Genomic DNA, 25,178 nt, shown 5'->3' with positions numbered 1-25,178 from the left:
CCTAAAAAATTAAGCAAGGATTTTTTAGTTAAAATTCTATAGAATTAGCATATGTTTTTAAATCATCTAAATTATCCCCAACAATACCTACTACTTCAGTTTCATTATCATTTGATGCAATTAACATATAACCTCCATCATGTTGAACCATCTGATTATATAATACAGTGAAACCATCTTCAACAGAAGGATGTTTAAAAGTAGAATTTTCATCTAAAATATTAATTACATATTCAGTTATATTAGTATCATTATCATCAACAATGGATTCATTAAAGTAATAAACTATTATATTATCACCAATTGGGTCTCCATCATTAAAATTATATCCAAATACAGAAGCACCTGAGATATTAGAGTCAAGAGTTACAAATTCCTCATCAGAGGGAACACTCATGTTAAACAAACCATCGAAATCGTGAGTTGTTGTTTCAACTGCAAAAACACTAGCTAAAGAGACAAAAGCCATTACAACGATCAATATAGCAAAAATCTTTTTACTCAATTAAATTACCTCCAACAATTAAATTTTTTTACAAAATTTAAGTTTTGTATTATTATGTCTCTTTTAAATATAATATAAAAGTTGTGTATAAATCGAATCAATAAGAATTATAAATAATAAATAGGAATCAATAAGAATCTTTTAATAACTATTAAAGTAGTTAATAAAGAATATAACAAATAAATATGAGTGAAAATGAATCAGAACCAAATTTTTGGTCTTTAATTGGATATATAAAAGTTTCTCCAGCACGTTTAAATTGCATCACTTGTATCGGCACTGAATATAAAATGCCAAAAGAAATTGTTGATGCAACAGGAATGCGAATAACACAAATATCAAATGCATTACACGACCTAAAAGAAAAGAAAATAGTAGTCTGTTTAAATGAGGAAAATATCAAAGGCAGACTATACCAAAATACCGAATTAGGATTACATCTATTGGAAGAATTAAAAAAATAACAACATCGAATACTATTACCATCACCAAATAAAAAAGTTCTTGTATAATTCATTAAGCTATCAAATAAAGTATTAATTAAATTAATTAAATATTTAATTTTATAATAGACCTGTAAATGAAGATAAACTATCACTAATTACATAGACATGAACAATAAAAAAACACATAAGAATCAGAACTACACATAATTAAGAAATCAAATAATTGGCAAACCACTAAAAATCAAAAAAAGATAAAGAGATTATTTAATCTTTTGATTAAACAACCCTCTTAAAAGTATTAATGTCTAAGTACAATATTATCAATTATTGATTGTACTTTAGATTTTTTTACTTTTTCATTATCTTCCCATAATTTTATTGAATAACTCTCCAGTTCATCAGTAATCTTTTTACTTTGGGATTTAGATAATACATACCCATTACTTTCAATATAATCATGTTCATAGAGCCCAATTTCTGAATAAATTCGCTTCCAATTATCATCAGTTCGATAATATTCATCTCTAATTGCTGTAGATTGAAATGCTGATGTTGTATTGAATGCCTGTGTTATTAAATCTTCAATATAATAATCAGTAACACCAGTAAAATCTTCTTTTTTAACATCTTCCTTATAATATCCAATAATAGTAGAAGCCAAATTATATTTTTCAACTAATTCGTGTCCAGAAATATACTCCTGTATTCTTTTTAAGTCATTAGCATTGGCAAGATTATCTAATTGATTTTGAATATCCAATACTTGAGAAGATAAAGCTGAATTGACACTTTCCACATGACGAATCTTTTTTTCATATTGCTCTTTCTGTTCGTCCATTTCCCTCTGCATAGAGACAGCTTGAACTTCTAATTGTTTTCTTAATGCTTTATTTTGTTCTTCTAATTCTTTAAATTCTTGTGTTGGAATATCCTTAATTTTTATATCTTTAATACTAAGATAGGGACTTAATGCAAGGTAAGTTTTCCTAAGATAACTATCATGACTATCTGATTCAATTGCTTCATACACTTTTGAATTTGATTCATTAGGTGGCACATGTCCAGTAAATATACTAATAATATCCACTTCTGAAGTTTTATCAGAATTAATAACAACTTGAGTAATGTTTCTCCTACAAGTAGTGGAAAACAATTTTCTAAGAGAATGAGACCTAAATCTACGATACTTACCATTTTTATCCATCTTATCCCCTAATTGTTTATTTAACCTTTGAAATAATTGTTCAATAGCTGTAGATTTTAGTTCTTTATTAGTAGATGTTGCAAACAAAGGATAATCAGATTTTAATATTTCATTTCTTCCTTTTCGTATATTATATTCAATTCGATTATGGAGATATTGCCATATATATGTACTTGCTTCAGGAGTATTAAATGTAACACATAATTGTGACTTTTTGGCTGTTTTTGACGGCATGATTTCCCAACATGGATAAATTTCTTCAGGATTTTTAGCTAATAAGTTATCTATTGTTTTTTCCTCATTATTCTCAAAATAAATATCACATGCCTTAATTAAATCACCGATTGTTAATCTCCTTACATCACTACTTCTTAAACCAGTAGTGGAAAAAAAAGAAATTATAGCTTTATCCCTAATACTCTTACAATATGACATTGCTGTTTCCACTTCCCTCCAAGAAACAATATCTTCATCACGAATCCTATCGTTTTGAATGGTTATTTTAATTGGTTTAGGTTTTTGAATATCATATTCGCCCAATAAAGCTCTGAATGTATCTAATTTAAGCTTAATAGTCCTATTAGTTAAACCTCTGCTTTTTAAATAATTATAATATTTAAATTGATATATAGTTACAGACCTATCTTCCAAATCAAGAAGGTCATGATTTCCTGTTTCATTATCTATATATGGTTTTTGTTCTCTTTTTCCTATTCTAACAATATCAGATGGCGTGACATCAAATAATTCATGTATTTCTTTAAAAACAGTGTTGTAATTTTTAATTGCATCTTTAGTAAGGTTTCTTCGTTCCACCATCATACTTAATTTAGCATCGGTTTCAGAAAATTTGGTTTTGGTTGTCATAATTAATAATATGCAGATTACCAACATATAAGTGTTTGGTAACCCACATAATTTTACATGGCCTGTTAAGAGTAACCCACATTCTGTTTATCAGCATTCATCTTAGCGAACTACCTTGCCTACACAAGCGATTATCGGCAACTTTGCTCTTGCATCCTATGGAATGGCCGTTTCACCGTTTCTTTTAATGTCCTCAATTAAATATCATCGTCTACCATTAAAAGCCGTGTCGTTTCTGCTCCAGAGTCATGCCTCTCAGCATACGTCTTTCAACGCCATAGTCTTGTATTGATGTGCGGAGTTTCCTTAGTTATAAATAACCAGCAGCTGTCTTCAACTTGCCATGAAAAATATTAAGAAAAATTAGCAGGGCCTAGATTTGAACTAGGGATCTCAGGGTTATGAGCCCTGCGGGTTCACCAGACTACCCCACCCTGCTATACGAAAATAAGTACTAACAATATTAATTATGACAAAAATAATATATAAACTTTTCGATAAAATAGGATAAAATTAAGAAAATAAAATCATTTATTTTCTAAAGATTCAATCCTTTTATTCAAATCGTTTAACTTTTCCTCAGTAGTTTTTTGGAACTCTTCTGATGATTTTTTGAAATCATTAAAGTCTTTTTCCAAATTATCAACATTACTGGTTGTTTCAGAAAATTTGGTTTGCAAATCTTCCAAATCATCAGTAGTGGCTAAAGACCAATCCTTAATCAGTTCCTCACTTTTAGCATCCAAAAACGCATCAATCTTGTTAGAGAATGCATCAGTGTTAATGCCGGACATGTCGATGTCGCTTAACTTAACCTTGATTCTTTTTGTAACTGATTCATCCTTTTCAGAGCCAACATCTTCTTTATCCAAATCGTTGTACTCAGGAGAGTTGTTTAAAACCTGTTCCATATGAGCATCGGCACTGGTTGGAACGTAAGTCTTTAACTTATCCATTGTGGATGGACTGTTCAATAAATAATAATAAACCAATACTGCAATTGCAACAATTAATATGAGTACTGCAACTACTTCCATAGCATCCATATTATCACCTATTTCATTCCTTTAAGTTTCTTTTCTTTTTCTTCGATTTCTGTAAGCATCTTTTCGAGTTTTCTTTGCTCGGTTTCAGCTTCAAGTCTTGCTAATCTTTCATTGATTTCAGAGTGAAGGAAACCTACACGACTTCTTGCTTCAGTGGTGGACTGTCTTATTTCGGAAAGGCGGTCCTGTTGATCTTGTGGTAATGGAATAGGATTATCCATTAATCTTTTAGATTCAATGTCTTTTTCAACCATGGACATTTTCTTAAGCTCAATTTCCTTTTCAAGAAGTGCGATTGAATTTTTAGATTGAGCAATGCTCCTCCATTGGAAAACAATGATAATTAATACAATAGCTGCAATTACCGCAATGATTAATATAAACATTTGGTCAGGTATTGTAGGAATATCCATTTTTCAACCTCCAATAATTAATATACTTATAGTAATATATAATATTATATAACATTTATCAATTAAATATTTAATTGTATTAATTTAGAAGGTAAAAATTTATGATAGAATCCTATATAGAATCTGGAAAAATCGCTTCAAGAATTCGTGAAGACGCTTCAAAGATGATTAAGGATGGTGCATTGGCAATTGACATCGTAGAATATGTTGAAAGTGAAATATTAAAGTCTGGAGCCCAAATAGCATTTCCATGCAACCTGTCAATCAATGAAGTGGCAGCACACTACACCTCCCCTGCAGGAGATAAGACCGTGATTCATGCAGGAGACATGGTCAAGCTGGATTTGGGAGCAATGATTGACGGATACATTGCAGATACTGCAGTGACAATAATAGCTGATGGAAACATCGACGAGAGATACACACAGGATGAGATAAACCTCCATGAAGAGATAGTTGAAGCATCAGCAGCAGGTCTTGAAGCTGCAATTGCAACAGCAAGGGCAGGAGTTGAAATCTCAAAAATCGGTGCTGCAGTGCACGAGGCAATATCCGAATACAAGCTAAATCCAATATTCAACCTTATGGGCCACAGCCTGGAGCAAAACAACCTGCACGCAGGAATATCCATACCAAATTATGACAATCACGACAATTACGTTTTAGAAGAAGGCCAAGCCGTAGCAATAGAACCGTTTGCAACAAACGGAGAGGGCTACATCAACGATGCCCCTGGTCATTACATCTTCTCATACATGGCAAACAAACCTTTCAGAATGAAATCAACACAAAGGGTATTGAAATATATCCAGCAGAACCACAGATACGTTCCATTTTCAGGAAGATGGATTACCGATGAGTTTGGTGAAAGAAAAGGTGCAATCGCACTCAAGCAATTATCAGATGCAATGGCAGTCTATCCATACGCACCACTGCGTGAAAAAGAGGGTTGCTTTGTAAGTCAGAAGGAACATACCCTTATTATTGAAAAAGAAGGCTGTACAGTTACAACCATTTAAAAAAAAAATAGTTTGAAGAGAATTATTCTCTTCAATAAATTCTATACTGCTGCAATACGGATGATGCGGTAGCTTTTTTGTATTTTGAAACTAATTTAAAGTAACCTGTCTTTTTAGGTGTTTTAATTTTGAATAATGCTATGCCTTTTTTGTTTGTTTTTGCAGTGTATGTTTTCTTATTGAATTTAACTTTAATTTTTTTATTTTTCAATGCTTTACCCTTATTGTTAAGCAATTTGATTTTGAATTTGAAAGTCTTTTTACCAATTGAATTAACTTTTGTCAAGTGAATCAATGTTGGCTTGACTGTGATTGAATTGAAAACAGCAAAATCACCATACTTAGCCACAACAGAATATGTTCCAGGATTAAAATTAATTTTCAATTTTGCAAAACCATTCTTATCTGTTTTGACAGCGTATTTTTTAGTGACTGTTGTTACCTTACGTGTTATTTCATTGATTTTGTTATATGCAATCAGAAATGTGACTTTTTTATTAGCAGTCACTAGTTTTCCATTATTGTCAAATGCACGGACAGAATAAAATTTGCCACTATTAAAGTACACTTTCATGTTTTTTCCACCGCTCAGCACATCAAACACCTTCAAATCATCAGTAGTCATATCACCAGTTATCGGATTAAACAGATAAAGCTTATAATTCCCATTACTTAAAGGCAATGGGAATTTAGCAACACCGTTTGAATCGGTTGAGATATTCATTCCATATTTTAGTGAATTAACCCCACAGAAAACAAATGTGTTTGTTAATGGTGCACCGTTAGATTCATAAAAGGTGGCTTCATAAATTACCCCGTCAACATATCTGTTAACTACCTTGCCTGGCTTGATTGTTGCATTATGGACACTAATCTCTTGGCCGATAGGTTGTTCCACATTATCATCACTTTCTAAAGTGTCAGCAGATTCACTTTCCTGCAGTGAAATGTCAATATCCTCCTGATCATCAATTTCCTCAAGGGTTAAATCAGTTGAATTATCAGCGGCAAATGTGAAGTTAACTGATAGGACAAATATGATTGCAATTAAAAAAATTAGTAGTTTATTATTGTTCATAATTAACCTCCCTTGTATAATATATATTTCATATATTATTTAATATTATTCAAAAAGAGTTGAGCATAGAGGTTTAAAAAAAATAAAAAAAAGAAAAAAAGAGAAATTAGTATTCCACAGGAAGTGGTAATCCTAATTTAGCTCTGTTTTCACGTTCTTTTCCGTTTTTGTCCTTTTTACCTTTAGCTAATTTTTCAAGTAAAGGAAGACCAGGTTTTACTTCTTCCATTGGTTTTGTTTCAATTAAACCAGCGTCAACAGCAGCTTTAAAGATGCTGTCACCATCGTCGGTTCTGGTTAATACGGTGGACCATCCGTCAGGAGATCCTACAGAACCGGTGGATACGTCAGCCCATTCAGCTACGTAGTCCATACAGATGTTACAACCAGCTTGTTCATAACCGTGGGTTTCTTTAATAGCTAATCCTGAGTCTTCGCCATCTTTGGTTAACCAGAATTTACCTTTACCAATGTCCATTTTGGTAGCGTCGGTTAAGGAGTCAAATCCTAATTTAGCAGTTGCGAAGGTATCAAGAGAAGCCATAGGGAAGTTTTCCATACAGTAGATACCGATGAGTAATTTGATTTTGTCTACAACGAATCTGGTGAATGGATAAGCTTGTGCTTTTCTTAAACCTTGGGTTTGACATGGAGTTGCTACAACACCAACTTTTTCTAAACCATATTGACGGGTAGCTTCTTTTAAAGCGGATAAGGTTGGGGACATTGAGTATTTGGTACCTGCTGCTGCGATAACTTCATCTGCTGAAGTTACTACAGTAGGGATTGGTCTCCAATCTTCATCAGGAGTTCCAGCTACAACTGCACCTTCAATGATTCCTTCATCGAGTGCGTAACAAAGTAAAGCGGAAACAATTCCTCCGTCTTGAGATACATCTAAAATTTTGCTATCTGTAGATCTTGCAGATAATGCTTCTTTATAAGTTCCTAATGGCATGTTCAATCCTCCTATAACCCTGTATTTTCTTTAATTCTTTTTATAGGTAACCATGCTCTTGGACACATTGCATAACAAGTTCCACATTTAATACATCTGTCTCTATCACAGCTAGGTCTACCTTCAGTAAAGCCCATAGCTCTTGTAGGACAAGCTAGAGCACAAGTTCCACATCCACTACATAATCCGTTACGGATTATATTAGTTAATACATCACAGCCACATCCAGTGTTGCAAGCAGCTTTATCGATAGCAGGTTGTAAGTATTCTAAGTCACCGTTACATAATGCAACAACAGCGTTTGCAATCATTTCAGGTGCTACAGGACAACCAGGAAGTGCTAAGTCCACTTTAACTAAGGAGCTTACAGGCACGAATGATTCGTGTTTAGGTTGTGCTTGTTGACCTCCACGTGCGAAGGTTGTGAAACAACCGGTCATAGCACAGGAACCAAATGCACAGATTAATTTGGATTTTTTCCTTGCTTCTTGGATTTCGTGTAAACTGTGTTCATCTTGTAAACAGACGGATCCTTCAATTAAACATAAGTCCATTTCAGGCATTTCTTCAGCATAAGTACCATGAATCCATTTGTCAACTAAAGTTTGTCCGTATACGATATCAATCATATCAGTTAAGACTGTAGATAAAATGTCATAGTTTTCAGTTAAAGACATTGCATCTCCAGTACAACCACTTAAGTGTATGTAACCGATACGTGGTTTTGCTGAAGCAGCTTTTTCTTCTGCAGGAGCAGCTTTTGGAGTTTCTGCTGGAGCAGCTTCAACTTTTTCTTCTACTTTTGGTGCTTCTGGTTCAGATGAACCGCCAAAAGCTTTTTTCAATTTATCAAACATTATTTTACCCCGATTTCTTTTAAAATAAGATCAATAGTCTTAGGAATAGCCTTTTCTACGGATTCTGTTAAACCCATATCCACATCCGGAGTTGGAATTGACTCAGGTTTACAACCTACGACAACCACTTCACATTTCTCTGAAATTTTCTGAAGAGGCTCTTCAACAGTCATTCCGTGAGGATTATCATATTTTCCTATTTTCATTATATTTGGATCAAATACATCGACAGTTCCAGGTTCCGCATCAAATTCAACAACATCAATAACTATCAGTTTTTTCCAGTCGTACTCTTCATAAAGCGGGAAAAAATTTGTTGGAGCTGCAGTTCCGCCGTCAATGAACTGTATGCTGTCAGGCAATGTTATACCTTCAAATTTCTCTTTGATTTGATTCATTATGTCTTTATCAAATTCATCCTCAACATATGATGTGACAGCAGGGTCATAATAATCATTCTGGTCATTGCAGTATTTCTGCAACAGATTAATGACTACCGGACCAAATCCATCATCCTTAAATAAGATATTTCCGCATCCAATAACGATTATCTCCGAATCATAAGGCATTTATTAATCCTCCAACTTAGATTCTCACCATTTCGTTTTTGAGAATGGATTTGTCTTCATCGTCAACTACCATCACGTGAGTAGCACAGGATAAACATGGGTCGTATGCTCTGATAACGTGTGGACCAAATTCATGATGGAATCCTTCTGTAGCTGGACCCATAGTTGGAATGTTCCAAGTGGTAGGTACAATTGCAGAGTAGAATTTGGTTTTTCCATCTTCAACTTTTGCCATGTGAGCGTTGGTTCCTCTAGGACCTTCGATGATACCGAATCCAAGTTCGCCAGTACCTCTAGGATCGTAGTCTGCTCTTGCAGATGCTGCAGGATCAATTGCATCTAATGCTTCTAAACATGCGTCGTAGTTTTTCAACATTTCGTCAGCACGTGCAACGTGTTGAGCGATTACACCTTTGTCTTTGAATCCTTGGAATTTTTCCATTCTTGCTCTAGGACCTGTTTCAACATTGGTTCCGTTGATTAATGGAATTACAGAACATCCTCTTTTACCTACTTCAGGGTCGTCATACCAAGCTTCAGGTAAAACTTCAGAAAATGCATCCATATCAAACTCATTTACACCATAAGTTGGGTGTACAGCGAGTAATGGTTGGTTAACTACACCTAAATCTTTTGGAATACCCATTTTTTCTGCACTTTCAGCAACACAGTTTTTGATTAATTCAACGTGTGCTTCAAGGTCGGATTTAAGTGCGGTCATTCTTTCTATTAATCTTTCTTTTGTAAATGGAGTAATGTTTCTTGCCATTCCTCCAACTCTTACATCAGATGGGTGGATACCTTCACCAGCAATCATGTCTACAACGTATTGTACATTTTTTCTTACGTTACTTACGCTGTCTACAGCAGTAGCGAATAAGTCTTCAGGAACGAAGTCCGGTGCTACTAAGAAGTGGTGAATAGCTGCACTGTTAATGTTGTGTGCTGCTAAGGTAGCTTCTCTTAACAATCTAGCTGCTTTAGGAATTTCAATACCTAATGCTTGATCGATAGCTTCAGCTGATGCTAAAGTGTGTGGAATAGGACATACTCCACAGATTCTTTGACATAAAACTGGAGCGGTTTCAGGTGCTTTGCTAAGAACCATCTTTTCTAAACCCCTTACAGGAGTTATACTAAAATACATACCTTTTGTAACAATCCCTTCGTCGTCGACTTCCATGACGAGTTCGGCATGGCCCTCTTGACGAGTTGTAGGGGATATAACTACTCTATCTTTCAAATATGTCACCTCAATTATAAATTAGAAACTAACATTAAGTATATATATTTTTTATTATTAATAAGTTTCTTTAATAATTATAAATCGAAATATATATAAAAGATAAAAATCTAACTTTTATTATTATAATTTTATAACCAAACAGGAGGGATAAAATGGATAAAGCAAATATAATCATTTCAATAATTGTTGTATTATGTATCGCTGCAGCAGTAACTGCATACGGTATTACTAATAGTGACAATCCGATATTTTCAGATTTATCTAGTATGGGCGCAAATGATAATACTGGAAACGGACTCGGTAACAATACTACCCTGAATAATACAGGTTCATCTGTAGCAACTACCGACGGAAGTTCCAGTTCTACCGGATCCGAATCAGGCAGTTCAGACAGTTATTCATCAGGTAGTTCCTCATCCGGCAGTTCATCAGGAAGCTCATCCTCAAGTAGCAGTGGAAGTTCATCTTCAAGCGACAGTGGCAGTGACAGTGGAAGTTCAAGTAACACACAAATGTCTTATTCAACTGCAAAATCAATCGCAAATGATGCTGTTTTAGAAGACAGATGTTATGCTGGAAGCGGTTATTATTCCAACGGATATTGGATATTTACAATATACGATGCTGACGGTAATGCTGTTGACTCCATAGGAGTTAATGATGCTACTGGAGGTACTGAAAGAGTTTAAATATTTATTTTAATTCTTTCTTTTTTTATTTATTAAATAGTTAAATATATATAATAAGAAAAATAAAATTATTATTGTTGTATATAAGGGCCCGTAGCCTAGCTGGATAGGGCGTCGGACTTCTAATCCGAAGACCCCGGGTTCAAATCCCGGCGGGTCCGTCCTTATAATTCTTTTTTTAAAACAAATTAATATTTGTGGCTTGATAATTTTTTGGGCTTGTAGCCTAGTCTGGAAGGGCGTAAGACTCCTAATCTTAAGATCGAGGGTTCAAATCCCTCCAAGTCCGCTTTTAGAAATTGTCTAAAGTTACCACTTTAGGCTTTTTTATTTCTTTTTTAAACAATATATGACCGTATTGTCCTCCACCACCAGGAACAACATCAATCGTATTGTTTCTAAATGATTCGATGGCATGTGAAACCTCATGATCAACCCTTTTAATATCATCCAATGAAACATTAATCAAAACATCAATTTCAGTTTTGAAATTGTCTATCAGTTTCTGCCATATTCCCTGCACATATTTTGTAGTGACTCCCTTGCCGTAAACAGCGGAAATTATTTCGGCCAAAGGCATCAGATGAACGTAATCCGGTCTGAATTCAGGATGGACAGGATCAGTAGAATCCGCAATTTCGGAAATTCTATAATCAACACCTTTTTTTATTGTCCCTCCACAGGAACATTTCATTTTGTTTTCGCGGGCAACCTCAGGGTCAATCAGTTTGTGGCATTTGGTACATGCGGTCATGTGATACTTTCCCAGATTCGGCACGAGACCATAATTTGCCTTGACATCCCTATGTTTAAATGCCTTCTTGATTGAGGAATATGAAATATCTTCAAGCTCAATTTGATTAAATTCACGACCCAGTCTGTGTGGCCATGGGGAATGTGCATCGGAGTTTGAAAGAAATACAAAATCCTTAAGTTCACGAATCGTATCCGCCATATCCGTATCAGCCGACAGACCCAATTCAACAAAGTCAGGTTTAGCATCATAACAGTCATATATGCTGTCATATGACTTGTACATTCCGGTCCATGGTGTGAATGCATGAGCCGGACCGATGAGACAGTCATGGTCATGTGCAAGCTCCAATAGCTCAGCGCCTCCAAGACGGGTTTTTGGCCTGCCGTCACTGGATTTGTTACTTGACGGCAATTTTGATGAAAGCTCACGCGCAATGTCCATGTCGGGAATTATGATTACATGATGAATCCTGTGTTTGGCCTCAACTTCAGTTGTCAAAACAAAATCCATACCGTCAAAACTGTAAATTCCATCACCCAGATAATCAGTGCTCTCCTCAATGATATCCAGCCATTTGGGATGAAACGCATCACCTGTTCCTAGAAGCTGCAAACCCTTCAGTTTGGATTTTGGAGCCATATTCCTAATAACCATGTCCTTTGATGATGCCATTGAAAAGCAACTGTGAATGTGAAAATCAGCATTGACCAACATGATTAACTGTTAGAAGATAGTATTATTTAAAATTTTTTTGAAATCATGAAAAGGATATGCGTATCTCTTTTTCCTTAAATCGACATCCAGTTGTGATGAAGATTTGAAATTCCTTAAAAAATCGTTTGTTTTGCTAATCAAATCAATGATTTCTTTTTGTGTTGTCGGATATGCAAGCTTTAAGGTGGGAATTTCCATATCGTCAACAATCTTGACCATCAGACTTCGTGCATTGTTGCAGGAATTGCCTCCAAATAGAATCAAATCGTTCAGTGCATCATACATCCTTTTATGACCTTTAGGACGTTTACCGATAATTATTGCAGCATCAGCCTTGTCAATGACTTTTGAAAATAAGAATAATCGTGACCTTACACCGGAGGGCAGTTCACTTGAAGAGTATCTGGTAATAAGATTTTCAAAATTCAGATTCCCCTCGCAAATGTCCATATTGTCATATCGTGAAAAATTGCTTGGAGACAAATAGGTATGGCCATTCTTTTCAATCAATGGAATGACAATCATCGAAGCGTCGGGAACAACTAAAACATTCATAAAAAAAGTAAAATAGATATTGGATGGATTATCCAATATATCTTAAATCATCTGCATTTCCAGCATTTGCCTTATTTATTAAATCCTGTTCCATTTGTTGGGCTTTAGCAATCATCTGTCTGGTTTCTTCAGCCCTTTCATCAAGTTTATCAGTATTAATTTCAAAATTAAGCAATAATGCCAGTTTATTCAATAAAGCTTCAGCGGCTTCAGCATCAATAAAGTAACCTGGAGTTTCACCCATAAGGCAAGACCCTTCGATTCCTCTACGGATTCCTAAACCTAAGAATAATCCGGAAGCACCAACGATTCCACCATCATTGGATCTCATTTCAATATCTGCTTCTTTAAGCAATTCAACATTGGCCTCGCAAGTAGCCGCACCGAACACTTTAGGATTTTCAACAGGCTGTGGAGAAGTGACCATACCGCCTAGGGTGTAAATCCTGTCAATGCCGTAGTTACAGACAAAGTCCAAAGTATCCTTACAAACAAGGTATTGTCCTTCTGGAGATAAAGCTTGAGTATTACCTACAAGAATAATCAAATCCAACTCGTCTTCACCGACATCTTTGAGATAGTATAGCTCATTATACATGTTTTCAATTATTCCCTCATCCTTCACGACAACTTGAGGCGGGAAAGTAGGAGAATAGATTTCAGCAAACTTGGTTGCTCCCAGCTCGTCAATGATATGGTCTGCAGCCAATTTACCCACATGTCCAAGACCAGGTAAAGCCTCTATGAAAACTGGATTATCCAATTCGATTTCTTCTAAGACATTTATTTCAGTATAATTCATCGAAAATTACTCCTTGTTCATTGCTTCTTTTTTTAGTATACGTCGGTATTTTCCATATTTATCCTCAACTGAAAACTTTGGAGGATAAATTACTTTAAGTTGACCTCCACATTTAGGACAAGTCTCTTTTAAAGTATAAATTCCACAAGCAGGACATTTATTCATCTTCATATTCATATGAATCTAATTATCTAACTCTCTTAAAAATGAACCGTTACCGCCTGATTCTTCAACAACTGCAATGCATCTGTCAGCTGCTGATTTAAGAGCTTTTTCTGCTAAAATATAATCAGTAGATTTTACTGTGATTCTGTATCTTGGTGCACCAACACATTGGACTTTGATTTCTTCCTCTTCATCCTCATCATTGTCTTCAGCAGCCTTCAAAGCGCTGATGATAACATCTACTCCATCAGGTACGAATGTTTCAATGTCAACATAACCGTTGATGTGAACTTCAGGAGGAGTAATATTCTTTTTAGCAACTTCAGTAATTGCATCCGCCCAATCCTGAGGGATACCTTCTTCAGTCAAAGATTCTGCACCTTCATCAGAAGCGGCTTCAAAAGCACCATAAACATCTCCGAAGATGTCCATGAGTTCATAACCCACTTCATCATAAGCTTCATCTAAAGACTTATCTAAAGATTTAGCAGATAATTCTAAGAATTTCTCAGCTTTTTGTTCAATTTTCCAATGTTGGATTTTTTTAGTTCTCTGATCTTCACGGATTCTTTTCAGGGATGCATCAACATGCCCTTTTTTTGGGTTTACTCTTAAAACACGACAGACAATCTTTTGATTTTCCCTAACGTGATCTCTGATATTTTTAACCCAACCAGAAGATACTTCAGAAATATGAATAAAAGCTTCTTTGCCCTGATATTCTTCTAATTTAGCAAAAGCCCCATAATTAAGAACTTTATAAACGGTACCTACGATAAGTTCTCCTTCATCAGGCCATTCTTGACTTTTTCTTACCATATTCTCACCAACATCAAATAAAAATTATAAAAAATAGTAAAAAAATAAGTTAAAAACTAGATATCTAGTTTAAAACTTTTTCGATGTGTGCAGTAATTTTAGCTTTAGCACCACGGGATTTTACTAAGGTTTTTCCACAAATAATACATTTTACATCTGATGCTGCACGGTCAAAAATTACTTGCTCATTATCACAATCTAAACATTTAACTTTTAAAAAGTTTCCTCTACCTTTACTAACCATGTTAACCACCTTATTTAGCTACAAATTCAGGTTTACCTGTTCTGAAAGATTGTTTAATGTGAGATTTACCACATTCTTTACATTTAAGCCTTAAATCTAATTTTTTAACTGGTTTGTTTCCAGCAGGTAAAGGCCTTGGGTAACCTCTATAACCAGCAGTCACACGTCTGAATTGTCTTTGTCCCCAGGTTAATTCACTAGCTTTTCTTCTTTTAGCAGTGTGAACTTCATGTACTGTGTGTTTCTTACAGTGAGGACAGTATGTTCTTTTTTCTTTTGGTATTTTCATTATTTCACCGTAAATTAATAAATCATTGTAAACCTATCTATGAATTTATCTAAACTCAATTTAATCGAAAAAACGTAGAGATAAAAACTACCTTGTAACGCATCAAGTCTACACGTAGCAGAAATCCAAATTATATAAAATATAATTTTTTAATATCACAAATAGATACGATTAGTATATCTATTTTTTAAGTTATTTAAAGGTAATGGAAAAAGTCCTAAATTTTCACTTGACGGCCCTTTCTATTTTTGAAAAATATTTTTGCATTAACCAATGGAAGGGTCACTATGTCCTGAGGTCTGAAAGGCCCATAAACTTTTTCATCAACACCGACAATGGCACCTACATCGTCAAAAACAAGCATTGTAACAAGTTCGGTGTCCTTGGCCAACTTCTGAGATTCGAAATCATAAAACTCTTCCTGATCATCTATAGCATTTGGATTGTCCTCAATATCTGCTATAGGCTTTTCTTGAACTGGCGGCTTGATGATAGGTTTTTTAACTTCCCTTTTAACTTCCTTAGGTTTGGCATCCACTTCCGGAGTCAGTGTGGTGGTCTGAGTCTCCTTAGGTTTGATGATCGGTTTTACCGGAGCGTCCTCATCATCAGACAGCTTTTCAAGGGAAATGTTCACCCTGTGATTTTTAAGGGTATCAATAAGTGAATAATAGAATTTCTCCTCTTCGGGAGTTAAGTTCAATGGAGTGGTGTCTACCAAATCGAATTTAGGTTTGCCGGTGAACAAATGGTAAGACCTGTGAATATTTAAAACAGCAGAATTTGCTATTTTGGTTTCCCTTCTCTGACAAATCTCTGTAGCAATGATTTGTGCTTCCTTAAGCATTGCCGGAGCTTTGGAAAATGGATCATTAATTGCCTCTTGCTTTAACTCGTCCATATATTCATGCATGTCATTGTAGAAAGTCTCCTCTACACGAGTTAAAGTACCATTGTTACGTTCCTTCTTTTGAACCTTACGCAATAATTGATAGAATTCATCCACTTAATACCATCTCTAAAAACTAAATTTTAAAAATAAAAAAAAGACGAACAGATGAGTTTATTCATCTTGTTCTAATCTAGGAGCAAGTAAGAAACTGAGTTTACCGTCACCGGTTACCATGTTAAGGGTTAAGCTTAACGGCATGTCGGTACCTAAACTAATTTCCGCTTCCTCTGAAAATTTATCTGCTTTAAGCATTTCCCTGATTTTATCTAAAGAGAAGAGTGCTTTTTCATGGGTTTGAATGTTTTCCCCGTGCAGATATTTAATGCTTGCATCACCGAATTCACCATCAGCTGATGCAATGAAGTAATCTTCATCCACCTGCAATGCAATCTTATCTGAAAAGATGTCAATATCGTTAATACAATCTTTTAAGATGGAGAAACGCACTTTGAATGATGTCGGATGAGATATTTGAGGTGGAGTTGGATTATCATACTCAATATCAATCAATCTGATTTTAAAGGTTCTGGTTGCATCACCTTCAAAAGTAATGATAAAGTTACCTTCATCGAGAGTCATTAAAACTCTGTCCTGAGATTTTGCACGTTTAAGAACTCTCATAAACTCATCGGTATCAATGTTAATCTTTTCAGGTACATCACAAATGTATTCATCGAATAAACTTGATTTAAGTTCTAAATGAACGAAAGTTATGTGACTACGGTCTAGGGCATCTAATCTCATGCCCTCACTGTCAGTTTGAATTTGTACTTCATCAACGATTGATGAAATAGCATCAAAACTGGTTTTTAAAATATTAGAATCACTTAATTCTGCTTTAAACATAAATAATCCTCTTATTAATAGTGTGTATATATTTATTTTTTCTTATATAATAAGGTTATGTTTGGAATATGATTATTTGTTAGAGGCCTCTTTCATGGCTGAAACATATTCCCTTAAAGCATCAGCTGCGTTTTCACCATGTTTCTCAATTATTTTAACGATTGCACTTCCCACAATAACCCCATCAGCAATTTTACCAATATTTTGTGCCTGCTGAGGAGTATTGATACCGAATCCGACCGCCAAAGGCAAATCGGTCACTTCACGAATATCTGATAAAATCGCATTCAAGTCTGTCTTTATCTCTGAACGCATTCCAGTAACGCCCAAAGAGGAAACCACATAAATAAAACCGCTTGCATCATTTGCAATCTTTTGAATCCTTTCCTTTGAGGTTGGAGCAATCAGAGATATCACATCGACATCATTGGACTTTGCAATGTCTGCAATTTCACCTTTTTCCTCATATGGAAGGTCAGGTGATATTATGCCGTCAACGCCCAGTTCGCTACATTTCTTGAAGAATTTTTCATAGCCGTAAAAGAAAACCGGATTTATATATGTCAGAAATACCAGCGGCACATCTGTCTTTTCACGTACACGGCGGACAATGTCAAATACATCATCTGTTGTGGTATTGTGCTTAAGTGCCCTTACATTAGCATCCTGAATGACGACACCCTCAGCCATAGGGTCTGAAAAAGGTATTCCTATTTCAATCAAATCACATCCTGCCTCTTCCATTGCAAGAATATATTCAACAGTCTTGTCAATTGTCGGATCCCCGGCTGTTAGAAATCCGATGAATGCGGTGCCGTTTTTGAATGCGTTTGCTATCTTACTCATTTAGCTCAACTCCCCTGTATTCTGCAATTGACCTTACGTCCTTGTCTCCCCTTCCGGAAAGACATATCATTATTATTTCATCCTCATTCATCTGTGGAGCCAGTTTCATTGCATATGCAACTGCATGTGCGCTTTCAATAGCTGGAATTATTCCTTCCATTCTTGAGAGGTATTCGAATGCCTCAACAGCCTCCTCATCATTTATAGGAACATATTCCGCCCTTCCGATATCTCTCAGATATGCATGTTCAGGCCCGACTCCAGGATAGTCAAGACCGGCGGATACTGAATATACCGGTGCGATTTGTCCATAATCGCCCTGATTGAATATTGATTTCATACCGTGGAATATTCCAATCTTACCCTTTGTAAGTGCGGCCGCATTGTAAGGTGTGTCTACTCCCTTACCTCCGGCTTCACATCCTATCAGTCTGACATCCTCATCATCAATGAAATTATAGAATGCACCCATGGCATTACTTCCGCCACCAACACATGCAATGACTGCATTCGGAAGCCTTCCCTCTTTTTCAAGGAACTGCTGGCGTGCCTCTTCACTGATTACCGCCTGAAAATCACGAACCATCATCGGAAAAGGATGAGGTCCCATAGTTGACCCTATGACATAGTTTGTATCATGAACCCTTGCAATCCAATCACGGAATGCATCATTGACCGCATCCTTCAGGGTTTTTGTTCCTGATTTGACTGAATGGACCTTTGCTCCCAGAAGTTCCATACGGTAAACGTTCAGAGCCTGTCTTTTGGTATCAACTTCACCCATGAAAACTTCACATTCCATGTCGAGCAATGCCGCAGCGGTAGCGGTTGCAACCCCATGCTGTCCGGCTCCGGTTTCGGCAATTACACGAGTCTTCCCCATTTTTTTGGCAAGCAAAACCTGGCCCAAAACGTTGTTGATCTTATGGGCTCCGGTGTGATTTAAATCCTCACGTTTCAAATAGATTTTTGCCCCGCCAAGGTCTTTTGTCATTCTTTCAGCGTAATATAATAAAGATGGTCTTCCTGCATATTCCTTCAATAATGTATTGAGTTCGTCCACAAATTCGGGATCATTCATGTAATGATTGTATTGCTCTTCAAGATAGAGCAGTTCGTTCATTAATGTTTCAGATATGTATTGGCCACCGTATTCACCATATCTTCCATTATTCAATTTATAGCCTCCATTATTTCTTTTATCTTATTTTCATCCTTAAATCCGTCAGTTTCAAGACTGGAACTTAAATCAACAGCATATGGTTTGAACTCCTCAATGGCCTGAGCGATATTTGAACTTGTCAGCCCACCTGCAAGGAAAAATTCCTTTTTCAAATCCTTTCTGATCAGTTTCCAATCGAATGTTTTTCCGCTGCCCTTACCGCTGTCCAAAAGCAGGTAATCAGCCTCGGAATTGTCATATTTTTTAAGGTCAATGCATTCTTTCATTTCTATTGCATTTATTATCTTTAATTGATTATCAGTTTTATCCTTTAGGTTTTTGATGAACTCCTCACTTTCACTGCCGTGAAGCTGCGCAATGTCTATTGTCCCATCATCGAAAAGACCCAGTATCTCATCGGCGCTTGCATCCACAAAAACTCCTACTGAAACAATGTCAGAGTCCAGATTTTCTTTCATCTGACGGGCCAAATCATGAGAAACCTTTCTTTTTGAATCTGCAAATACAAAACCTATATAATCGGGTTTATGCCTGTTTACAATTTCAATGTCCTCCAATCTTTTAAGTCCGCAGATTTTGATTTTAACCATTCTTCAACTCCGAAATCATAGCCTTCTTATCATCACATTTCATTAAAGTTTCGCCTATTAAAACTGCATCAACATCATTTTCTTTTAATCTGGTGACATCTTCCTTTGTCTTAATGCCACTTTCTGAAATAAACACTACATCCCCGCTGACACATCTACGTAGATTGATACTATTTTCAATATCCACTGTGAAATCTGTCAGGTCCCTGTTGTTTACCCCTATTATTTCAGCGCCGACCGTCAGTGCACGTCTGATTTCATCACCGTCATGAGTCTCAACAATGGCTGAAAGACCCAAATCATGTGCAAGGTCAAGATATTTCTTAAGCTGCACAATATCCAATACGGAAACAATCAGCAATACCGCAGATGCCCCAAGGGCTTTTGCCTGCCAGATCATATATTCATCAACTACAAAATCCTTTCTTAATACAGGAATGCTGACATTTGCCGCAATATCCTTTAGGTAATCATCCGAACCCATGAAAAAGTACGGTTCTGTTAAAACTGAAATTGCAGAAGCACCGGCATCCTCATATTCCTTTGCAATAGCCAGATAGTCAAAATCCTCAGCAATCAGTCCTTTTGAAGGGGATGCCCTTTTTACCTCGGCAATGATTGAAATATCCTCTTCCATCAAGGCCCTTTTGAATGGAAAATCATCCTCGATTTTCATGAGTGAAACTTCATTTTTCAAATCATCCAAGGTAATGATCTTCTTTTCGTCTTCAATTCTCTGTTTCGTTTTTTCTACAATCTCATCCAACATAAAAATCATCTGTTAGTAACTTCAATAAATCTTTCAAGCTGTCTTAATGCCTTACCGGAATCAATGATTTCAGCGGCCATCTCAACACCTTCCCTCAGGGAATCAACCGCTCCTGCAACATATAGTCCTGCAGCAGAATTCAAAAGCACCGCATTTCTTTTAGGTCCTTTTTCGCCGTTAAGTATTGACATTGTGATTTCAGCATTTTCCCTGGCATCGCCACCGACCAAATCCTCTTTGGATGCGATTTCCATGCCGAAATATTCCGGTGAAATTTCATAGGACATTGTCTTGCCGTCTTTCAGTTCACATACGAATGTCTTGTCGCTTGCGGAAATCTCATCCATGCCATCCATTCCATAAACTGAAACTGCAGATTCCACACCAAGATTATTTAATACTTTAATCAACGGTTCTACTAATTCTTTTTCATAGACTCCCAAAACCTGCATTGTCGCACCGGCAGGATTTGTCAGAGGACCTAAAATGTTAAATATTGTTCTGATTGACAGCTCCTTTCTAACATTTGCAACGTATTTCATTGACAGGTGGTAGTTTTGAGCAAACAAGAAGCACAGGTCAATCTCTTCAAGGCACTTCAAACTTTTTTCTGGCTCGATGTGTATATTGACACCCAATTCCTCAAGCACATCGGCGGCTCCGCATTTGCTTGATGCTGACCTGTTACCATGCTTTGCAACCGGAATTCCGGCAGCGGATATTACAATTGAAGAGGTTGTTGATATGTTAAATGTATTTGAACCGTCACCTCCGGTTCCAACTATCTCAAGGACCTCCTTGTCATTCAATAGTCTTACACAATGTGCCCTCATCGCTTCGGCGGAGGCTGTGATTTCATCGATGGTTTCCCCTTTCATGGACATTGCAGTTAAATAAGCACTCATTTGAACTTCGCTTGCTTTTCCACTCATGATTTCATCCATTGTCTGGTATGCCTCATCATAAGTTAAGTCTTGATGTTTGTATACTTTTAAAATTGCTTCTTTAATCATAAAATCCCTCTTTCAACTTTCTCTAAAAAATTTTCCATTATTGTCAATCCGTCTGGTGTCAGTATGGATTCCGGATGGAACTGAAGGCCATAAACGTTATACTGCTTATGCTTGACTGTCATTATTTCGCCGTCATCCTTTGATTTGGAAAGAACTTCCAGACAATCCGGCAAAGTCTCCTCAACCAGACTTAGGGAATGGTACCTTCCAACATTGATCTGGTTTGGAAGACCCTTGAATATAAAGTCATAATCAAGGCCAATGTCTGATGATTTGCCGTGCATCAGCCTTTTTGCATGAGACACTGTACCTCCAAAGGCAACGCATATTGCCTGATGGCCCAGACATACCCCTAAAATAGGAATTGTTTTGTGAAACTCCCTGACCACATCAATGCATATTCCGGCATTTTCAGGTTTTCCAGGGCCTGGAGAGAGGATTATCGCTTCAGGATTTAGCTTTTGGATTTCCTCAAGTGTTATCTTGTCGTTTCTCACAACCTTTATGTCGGATGAAATCTCTCCGATCAACTGGTAGAGATTATATGCAAAACTGTCATAATTGTCTATTAAAAGAATCATTAAATCCCTCCGTCAGCATATTTTAAAGCGTCAATAACGGCCGCCGCCTTGTTTAAGCATTCATCAAATTCATTGTCCGGAACACTGTCTGCAACAATTCCCGCTCCTGAACGAATGAAAACCTTGTTGTTACGTGCAAATGCGATTCTGATGGATATGCATGTGTCAATGTTTCCGCTCAAATCAACATATCCGATAGCGCCGCCGTAAATTCCCCTTTTGTTGTCCTCAAGTTCATTTATTATCTCACATGCCCTTATCTTTGGAGCGCCTGACAGGGTTCCTGCAGGCAGAATAGAGTCTATTGCGGCAAGTGGAGTCAGATCACTTCTTAACTTACCTGTTACTGTTGAGCCTATGTGCATCACATGTGAAAATTTCTCGATTGAGAGATATTTGTCGACACTGACCGAACCGACCTCCGCAATTCTTCCGATGTCATTTCGGCCCAAATCAACGAGCATGTTATGCTCTGCAAGTTCCTTTTCATCGGCCAACAGTTCTTCCTGGAGTTTCAAATCCTCCTCTTCAGTTTTCCCACGTGGCCTTGTACCTGCAAGGGGAAATGTATAAAGCTTATCGTCTTCCAGTTTGACCAGCGTTTCAGGGGATGCACCCGCAATTTCAATGTCATTGCTAGAAAAGTAAAACATGTACGGAGAGGGGTTTGTTGTTCTCAAGACACGGTAGGTGTCAAAGAGACTTCCTGAAATTTTCGCCTCGATTCTGTTTGACAGAACGACCTGGAAGATATCCCCTTCATAAATGTAATCCTTGGCCTTTTCAACCATATCACAAAACTTTTCACGTGAAAAGGTAGGTTTAAAGTCTGATTCCAATTTCAATGGAGGAATAGGGGTGCTGTTACGGCCATTTATCAAATCTCTGATTTCAACCAACTTGTCACATGCCCTTTTGTAGTTATTTTCCAAGTCATCGGTTTTCATGTTTACAATCAAAACGATTTTCTGGCGGAAATTGTCAAAGGCAATGACCTTGTCAAAAAGCATCAGGTCCATGTCCTTGAACCTGTCCTGATTTTCCGCATCAAGATTAAGGCTCGGTTCTGAGTATTTGATATAGTCATAAGCAAAATAGCCTACAAAACCCCCGGTAAATGAAGGCAGCTCCTTAAGCTTTGGAGACTTGTTCTCCTTAAGCAAAGCCTCGAGTATTTCACTGGGATTTTGGGTTTCAATTGTTTGGATATTGTCATTTAATGTATCTGAATTCTTATCCCCCTTGATGGTTACCTCACCATTCTGGCAAGTAAGCTCCAAAATAGGATCAAAACCTAAAAATGAATATCTTCCCCATTTCTTTGACTCCTCAACACTTTCCAGCATGTATGTATGATTGCTGACGCCTTTTAATGTTCTTAATACTTCAATTGGTGTTGCTATATCTGAAAACAGTTCGCAATATACTGGTATTCTTTTGTATTCCTGATTTTTTGCAATTTCTTTTACTTCTTCTAAACTGGGGAAAAACATATTATCACTATAAATTAATTTGAATAATGTACTATTTAAAACCTTGTTGTCATAAAATGTACATTTTACTGAACCTTCAAAAAAAATTTTTTACATCCTGTCCTGTTCCTTACTGAATTGAATGACGATTTTTTTGATTTCCCTGCTTTCCAGGTAAGGAAGGTTTTCTGTCAGTTCACGTTCCAAACTGGAATTCAATTCCAATCTTTTTGAAACGTATTCGTCACCTTCAAATTCCTGCTTGTACTGTTTATTCAGATTAGAATATTTTGTAATCAAAGGCTGAATGACATTTGTAATGTCCCCATCCAGCTGATCGTTGATGATTTTTCTTTTCCTGATGTCAACAACATAACCTAAAACTGTCATGAAAAATCCCAGAACAGTTACGGTCAGTGCAGGAACAAAAATCTGCTGGTTGTTAATAAAAGCAACAGTAAGAACAATACCGATAAATATGAGTAAAATTCCTATTTTTTTAATATCCATATTAAAAATTATTATGATTAATACTATTTAACTGTTTGACTATGAAATATAAAATTAACACAAATGAAATGACTGCAAGAATGGAGACTGCACCCATCACCAAATTATTTGTGAATAATATTTCACCTGAGTCCAAAAAGACAATTACCTCGGCAATGAGGTTGTTTAAAAAATGTGCAAAAATTGGAACTAAGATATTGTCCGTTTTCAGATAAAGAATTGCAACACAAACTGCGAATATAAAGGCCGAAAAGATGCTGCCGAAACCGTGCAGGGACGCAAAGAGAAGTGAAGAAATCAAGACCGCAAATGTGGTGGGAACTATAAGCTTCAATCTGTTTAGAAAAACTCCTCTAAATATCAGTTCCTCTGAAATTGGAGAAACGACAATTGTTGCAAGAAAACTGAACGGCAGAAATGTGTTAAATGCATTAAATGAATTTACACCCTTTAAAATGAAATCGCAAAAATATAACATTCCATATGAAAAAAATATGTTTAAACAAACGATAACAAGAACCGATTTTATAATATCTCTGGAAAATAGACTTGAAATATCATCCGTAATTGAAAAAAGTTCAGTTTTAAGTTTGAAAATAAAATAAAAAATCAGCAATATATAAATCCAAACGACGTCAATGTGAACAATATTAAAAGAATTAATAAAATATTGAATAAAAAATAAGGCAATAATTAAAATTAAAACTTCCTTTAAGGTAATTTCTTTGAGTTTATCATTGAATAAGGACATCTGAATCGAGAAAAAAATCAATCAAAAAAATAATGAGAGAATACTCTAACATATGTTACAAACTACTACTCTCTTCAAATGTTATAATATTATTCTACTCATTCTTCATCACTAAGCAAAAATACTTCTTCAATTGCATTTTTACCTAATATTTTAGTAATTTTATAGGCTAATACTAAGGAAGGATTATAGCGAGCATTCTCTAATGCGTTTATTGTCTGGCGAGTTACGCCTGCCAAATCGGCCAATTCCTGTTGGGTCATAGCCTTCTCTTGGCGAAATTGTCGTATTTTAGTTTCCAAATAATCACCTATTATACGATTTATAATAGTAATAATAAATCTTATAATAAAAGAATATAAATGTTTGCCAAAGATTATAAAACTTTGAACGATAATAAATAATATCATTATAATAATTTTG

The 25,178-nt window shown here is 36.0% G+C and carries 31 protein-coding genes, 3 tRNA genes and 1 other RNA gene; 5 read left to right on the top strand and 30 right to left on the bottom strand.

Annotated elements, in window-relative coordinates; all coding sequences use genetic code 11:
- Positions 1-28 precede the first annotated feature (28 nt).
- On the bottom strand, positions 29-505 hold the full coding sequence (locus tag QZV03_RS00395; RefSeq protein WP_296873739.1) for a hypothetical protein: 477 nt from the start codon (positions 503-505) through the stop codon (positions 29-31).
- A gap of 185 nt (positions 506-690) precedes the next feature.
- On the opposite strand from QZV03_RS00395, the gene QZV03_RS00390 reads away from it, so the two are divergent.
- The gene (locus QZV03_RS00390; RefSeq protein ID WP_296873738.1) at positions 691-969 is read left to right on the top strand and encodes a MarR family transcriptional regulator; all 279 of its coding nucleotides are present in this window, start codon (positions 691-693) and stop codon (positions 967-969) included.
- A 280-nt stretch (positions 970-1,249) separates the two neighbouring features.
- Here QZV03_RS00390 and QZV03_RS00385 read toward each other — a convergent pair whose 3' ends face one another.
- The 5 genes from QZV03_RS00385 to QZV03_RS00365 all read right to left on the bottom strand — a co-directional run bounded on the left by QZV03_RS00385 (position 1,250) and on the right by QZV03_RS00365 (position 4,481).
- Complete coding sequence (locus QZV03_RS00385) at positions 1,250-3,022, bottom strand: tyrosine-type recombinase/integrase (protein ID WP_296873737.1); 1,773 nt, start codon at positions 3,020-3,022, stop codon at positions 1,250-1,252.
- A 60-nt stretch (positions 3,023-3,082) separates the two neighbouring features.
- Positions 3,083-3,364, bottom strand: an RNA gene (gene rnpB / locus QZV03_RS00380) — RNase P RNA component.
- Between the two features lie 22 nt (positions 3,365-3,386).
- Positions 3,387-3,461: transfer RNA gene (locus QZV03_RS00375), tRNA-Met, on the bottom strand.
- Positions 3,462-3,549: 88 nt separating this feature from the next.
- Positions 3,550-4,068, bottom strand: a complete 519-nt coding sequence (locus QZV03_RS00370) for a hypothetical protein (protein WP_296873736.1) — start codon at positions 4,066-4,068, stop codon at positions 3,550-3,552.
- Between the two features lie 8 nt (positions 4,069-4,076).
- Positions 4,077-4,481 (bottom strand): hypothetical protein, encoded by a 405-nt coding sequence (locus QZV03_RS00365; protein WP_296873735.1) that lies wholly within the window; start codon positions 4,479-4,481, stop codon positions 4,077-4,079.
- Between the two features lie 101 nt (positions 4,482-4,582).
- Between QZV03_RS00365 and map the strand changes: the two genes are divergently transcribed.
- Positions 4,583-5,500: a type II methionyl aminopeptidase gene (gene map, locus QZV03_RS00360; protein ID WP_296873734.1), complete on the top strand. Its 918-nt coding sequence runs from the start codon at positions 4,583-4,585 to the stop codon at positions 5,498-5,500.
- 31 nt (positions 5,501-5,531) lie between these two features.
- Here the strand turns inward: map and QZV03_RS00355 are convergent, their stop codons facing one another.
- From QZV03_RS00355 to frhA, 5 genes are all read right to left on the bottom strand, one after another.
- Positions 5,532-6,578, bottom strand: coding sequence for a hypothetical protein (locus QZV03_RS00355; RefSeq protein WP_296873733.1), 1,047 nt, complete (start codon positions 6,576-6,578; stop codon positions 5,532-5,534).
- A 106-nt stretch (positions 6,579-6,684) separates the two neighbouring features.
- Positions 6,685-7,536 (bottom strand): coenzyme F420 hydrogenase subunit beta, encoded by an 852-nt coding sequence (gene frhB, locus QZV03_RS00350; protein ID WP_296873732.1) that lies wholly within the window; start codon positions 7,534-7,536, stop codon positions 6,685-6,687.
- A gap of 11 nt (positions 7,537-7,547) precedes the next feature.
- Positions 7,548-8,393 carry a coenzyme F420 hydrogenase subunit gamma gene (frhG, locus tag QZV03_RS00345; protein ID WP_296873731.1) on the bottom strand — a complete coding sequence of 282 codons (846 nt, stop codon included), beginning with the start codon at positions 8,391-8,393 and terminating at the stop codon, positions 7,548-7,550.
- Positions 8,393-8,962 (bottom strand): coenzyme F420-reducing hydrogenase, FrhD protein, encoded by a 570-nt coding sequence (gene frhD, locus QZV03_RS00340; protein WP_296873730.1) that lies wholly within the window; start codon positions 8,960-8,962, stop codon positions 8,393-8,395. The genes frhG and frhD overlap by 1 nt, the downstream gene beginning before the upstream one ends.
- Positions 8,963-8,978: 16 nt before the next feature.
- Entirely contained in the window at positions 8,979-10,205 is a 1,227-nt protein-coding gene (gene frhA / locus QZV03_RS00335) for a coenzyme F420 hydrogenase subunit alpha (protein ID WP_296873729.1), read from the bottom strand.
- Between the two features lie 155 nt (positions 10,206-10,360).
- Here frhA and QZV03_RS00330 point away from each other — a divergent pair, with 155 nt between their 5' ends.
- The 3 genes from QZV03_RS00330 (at position 10,361) to QZV03_RS00320 (ending at position 11,186) form a co-directional block, all read left to right on the top strand.
- Positions 10,361-10,897 carry an endoglucanase gene (locus QZV03_RS00330; protein WP_296873728.1) on the top strand — a complete coding sequence of 179 codons (537 nt, stop codon included), beginning with the start codon at positions 10,361-10,363 and terminating at the stop codon, positions 10,895-10,897.
- An 87-nt stretch (positions 10,898-10,984) separates the two neighbouring features.
- Positions 10,985-11,058: transfer RNA gene (locus tag QZV03_RS00325), tRNA-Arg, on the top strand.
- A gap of 54 nt (positions 11,059-11,112) precedes the next feature.
- Positions 11,113-11,186 (top strand) — tRNA-Arg (locus QZV03_RS00320).
- A 3-nt stretch (positions 11,187-11,189) separates the two neighbouring features.
- Here the strand turns inward: QZV03_RS00320 and QZV03_RS00315 are convergent.
- From QZV03_RS00315 to QZV03_RS00225, 19 genes are all read right to left on the bottom strand, one after another.
- Entirely contained in the window at positions 11,190-12,368 is a 1,179-nt protein-coding gene (locus QZV03_RS00315) for a TIGR00375 family protein (protein ID WP_296873727.1), read from the bottom strand.
- 9 nt (positions 12,369-12,377) lie between these two features.
- Positions 12,378-12,923, bottom strand: coding sequence for a DUF2112 family protein (locus tag QZV03_RS00310; RefSeq protein WP_296873726.1), 546 nt, complete (start codon positions 12,921-12,923; stop codon positions 12,378-12,380).
- A 28-nt stretch (positions 12,924-12,951) separates the two neighbouring features.
- The gene (locus QZV03_RS00305; protein ID WP_296873725.1) at positions 12,952-13,725 is read right to left on the bottom strand and encodes a proteasome assembly chaperone family protein; all 774 of its coding nucleotides are present in this window, start codon (positions 13,723-13,725) and stop codon (positions 12,952-12,954) included.
- A 6-nt stretch (positions 13,726-13,731) separates the two neighbouring features.
- A complete protein-coding gene (locus tag QZV03_RS00300; RefSeq protein WP_296873724.1) occupies positions 13,732-13,902 on the bottom strand; it encodes an RNA-protein complex protein Nop10 in 171 nt (56 codons plus the stop codon).
- Between the two features lie 6 nt (positions 13,903-13,908).
- Complete coding sequence (locus QZV03_RS00295; RefSeq protein WP_296873723.1) at positions 13,909-14,709, bottom strand: translation initiation factor IF-2 subunit alpha; 801 nt, start codon at positions 14,707-14,709, stop codon at positions 13,909-13,911.
- A 64-nt stretch (positions 14,710-14,773) separates the two neighbouring features.
- Positions 14,774-14,953 carry a 30S ribosomal protein S27e gene (locus QZV03_RS00290; protein WP_067044971.1) on the bottom strand — a complete coding sequence of 60 codons (180 nt, stop codon included), beginning with the start codon at positions 14,951-14,953 and terminating at the stop codon, positions 14,774-14,776.
- Between the two features lie 10 nt (positions 14,954-14,963).
- Positions 14,964-15,242 carry a 50S ribosomal protein L44e gene (locus QZV03_RS00285; RefSeq protein WP_295610613.1) on the bottom strand — a complete coding sequence of 93 codons (279 nt, stop codon included), beginning with the start codon at positions 15,240-15,242 and terminating at the stop codon, positions 14,964-14,966.
- A 217-nt stretch (positions 15,243-15,459) separates the two neighbouring features.
- Positions 15,460-16,248 (bottom strand): hypothetical protein, encoded by a 789-nt coding sequence (locus QZV03_RS00280; RefSeq protein WP_296873722.1) that lies wholly within the window; start codon positions 16,246-16,248, stop codon positions 15,460-15,462.
- Between the two features lie 57 nt (positions 16,249-16,305).
- A complete protein-coding gene (gene pcn / locus QZV03_RS00275) occupies positions 16,306-17,040 on the bottom strand; it encodes a proliferating cell nuclear antigen (pcna) (RefSeq protein WP_296873721.1) in 735 nt (244 codons plus the stop codon).
- Positions 17,041-17,112: 72 nt separating this feature from the next.
- Entirely contained in the window at positions 17,113-17,886 is a 774-nt protein-coding gene (gene trpA, locus QZV03_RS00270; protein WP_296873720.1) for a tryptophan synthase subunit alpha, read from the bottom strand.
- Positions 17,879-19,063: a tryptophan synthase subunit beta gene (gene trpB / locus QZV03_RS00265; protein ID WP_296873719.1), complete on the bottom strand. Its 1,185-nt coding sequence runs from the start codon at positions 19,061-19,063 to the stop codon at positions 17,879-17,881. Before trpB ends, trpA begins: the two co-directional genes overlap by 8 nt.
- A complete protein-coding gene (locus tag QZV03_RS00260) occupies positions 19,060-19,659 on the bottom strand; it encodes a phosphoribosylanthranilate isomerase (protein ID WP_296873718.1) in 600 nt (199 codons plus the stop codon). The genes trpB and QZV03_RS00260 overlap by 4 nt, the downstream gene beginning before the upstream one ends.
- Positions 19,652-20,428: an indole-3-glycerol phosphate synthase TrpC gene (gene trpC / locus QZV03_RS00255; RefSeq protein WP_296873717.1), complete on the bottom strand. Its 777-nt coding sequence runs from the start codon at positions 20,426-20,428 to the stop codon at positions 19,652-19,654. Before trpC ends, QZV03_RS00260 begins: the two co-directional genes overlap by 8 nt.
- A 5-nt stretch (positions 20,429-20,433) precedes the next feature.
- Positions 20,434-21,441, bottom strand: coding sequence for an anthranilate phosphoribosyltransferase (gene trpD, locus QZV03_RS00250; protein ID WP_296873716.1), 1,008 nt, complete (start codon positions 21,439-21,441; stop codon positions 20,434-20,436).
- Entirely contained in the window at positions 21,438-22,022 is a 585-nt protein-coding gene (locus tag QZV03_RS00245; protein WP_296873715.1) for an aminodeoxychorismate/anthranilate synthase component II, read from the bottom strand. The genes trpD and QZV03_RS00245 overlap by 4 nt, the downstream gene beginning before the upstream one ends.
- Positions 22,022-23,515: an anthranilate synthase component I gene (trpE, locus tag QZV03_RS00240; RefSeq protein WP_296873714.1), complete on the bottom strand. Its 1,494-nt coding sequence runs from the start codon at positions 23,513-23,515 to the stop codon at positions 22,022-22,024. The genes QZV03_RS00245 and trpE overlap by 1 nt, the downstream gene beginning before the upstream one ends.
- Positions 23,516-23,605: 90 nt before the next feature.
- Positions 23,606-24,004: a hypothetical protein gene (locus QZV03_RS00235; protein WP_296873713.1), complete on the bottom strand. Its 399-nt coding sequence runs from the start codon at positions 24,002-24,004 to the stop codon at positions 23,606-23,608.
- A 1-nt stretch (position 24,005) separates the two neighbouring features.
- Positions 24,006-24,482, bottom strand: a complete 477-nt coding sequence (locus tag QZV03_RS00230) for a CPBP family intramembrane glutamic endopeptidase (protein ID WP_296873712.1) — start codon at positions 24,480-24,482, stop codon at positions 24,006-24,008.
- 371 nt (positions 24,483-24,853) lie between these two features.
- A complete protein-coding gene (locus QZV03_RS00225) occupies positions 24,854-25,057 on the bottom strand; it encodes a helix-turn-helix transcriptional regulator (protein WP_296873711.1) in 204 nt (67 codons plus the stop codon).
- Between the last annotated feature and the right edge of the window lie 121 nt (positions 25,058-25,178).

Source organism: uncultured Methanobrevibacter sp. (assembly GCF_902788255.1).
GTDB lineage: Archaea > Methanobacteriota > Methanobacteria > Methanobacteriales > Methanobacteriaceae > Methanocatella.
The sequence above is the reverse complement of the archived record's forward strand: the minus strand, read 5'-3'. Positions and strand labels throughout refer to the sequence as shown.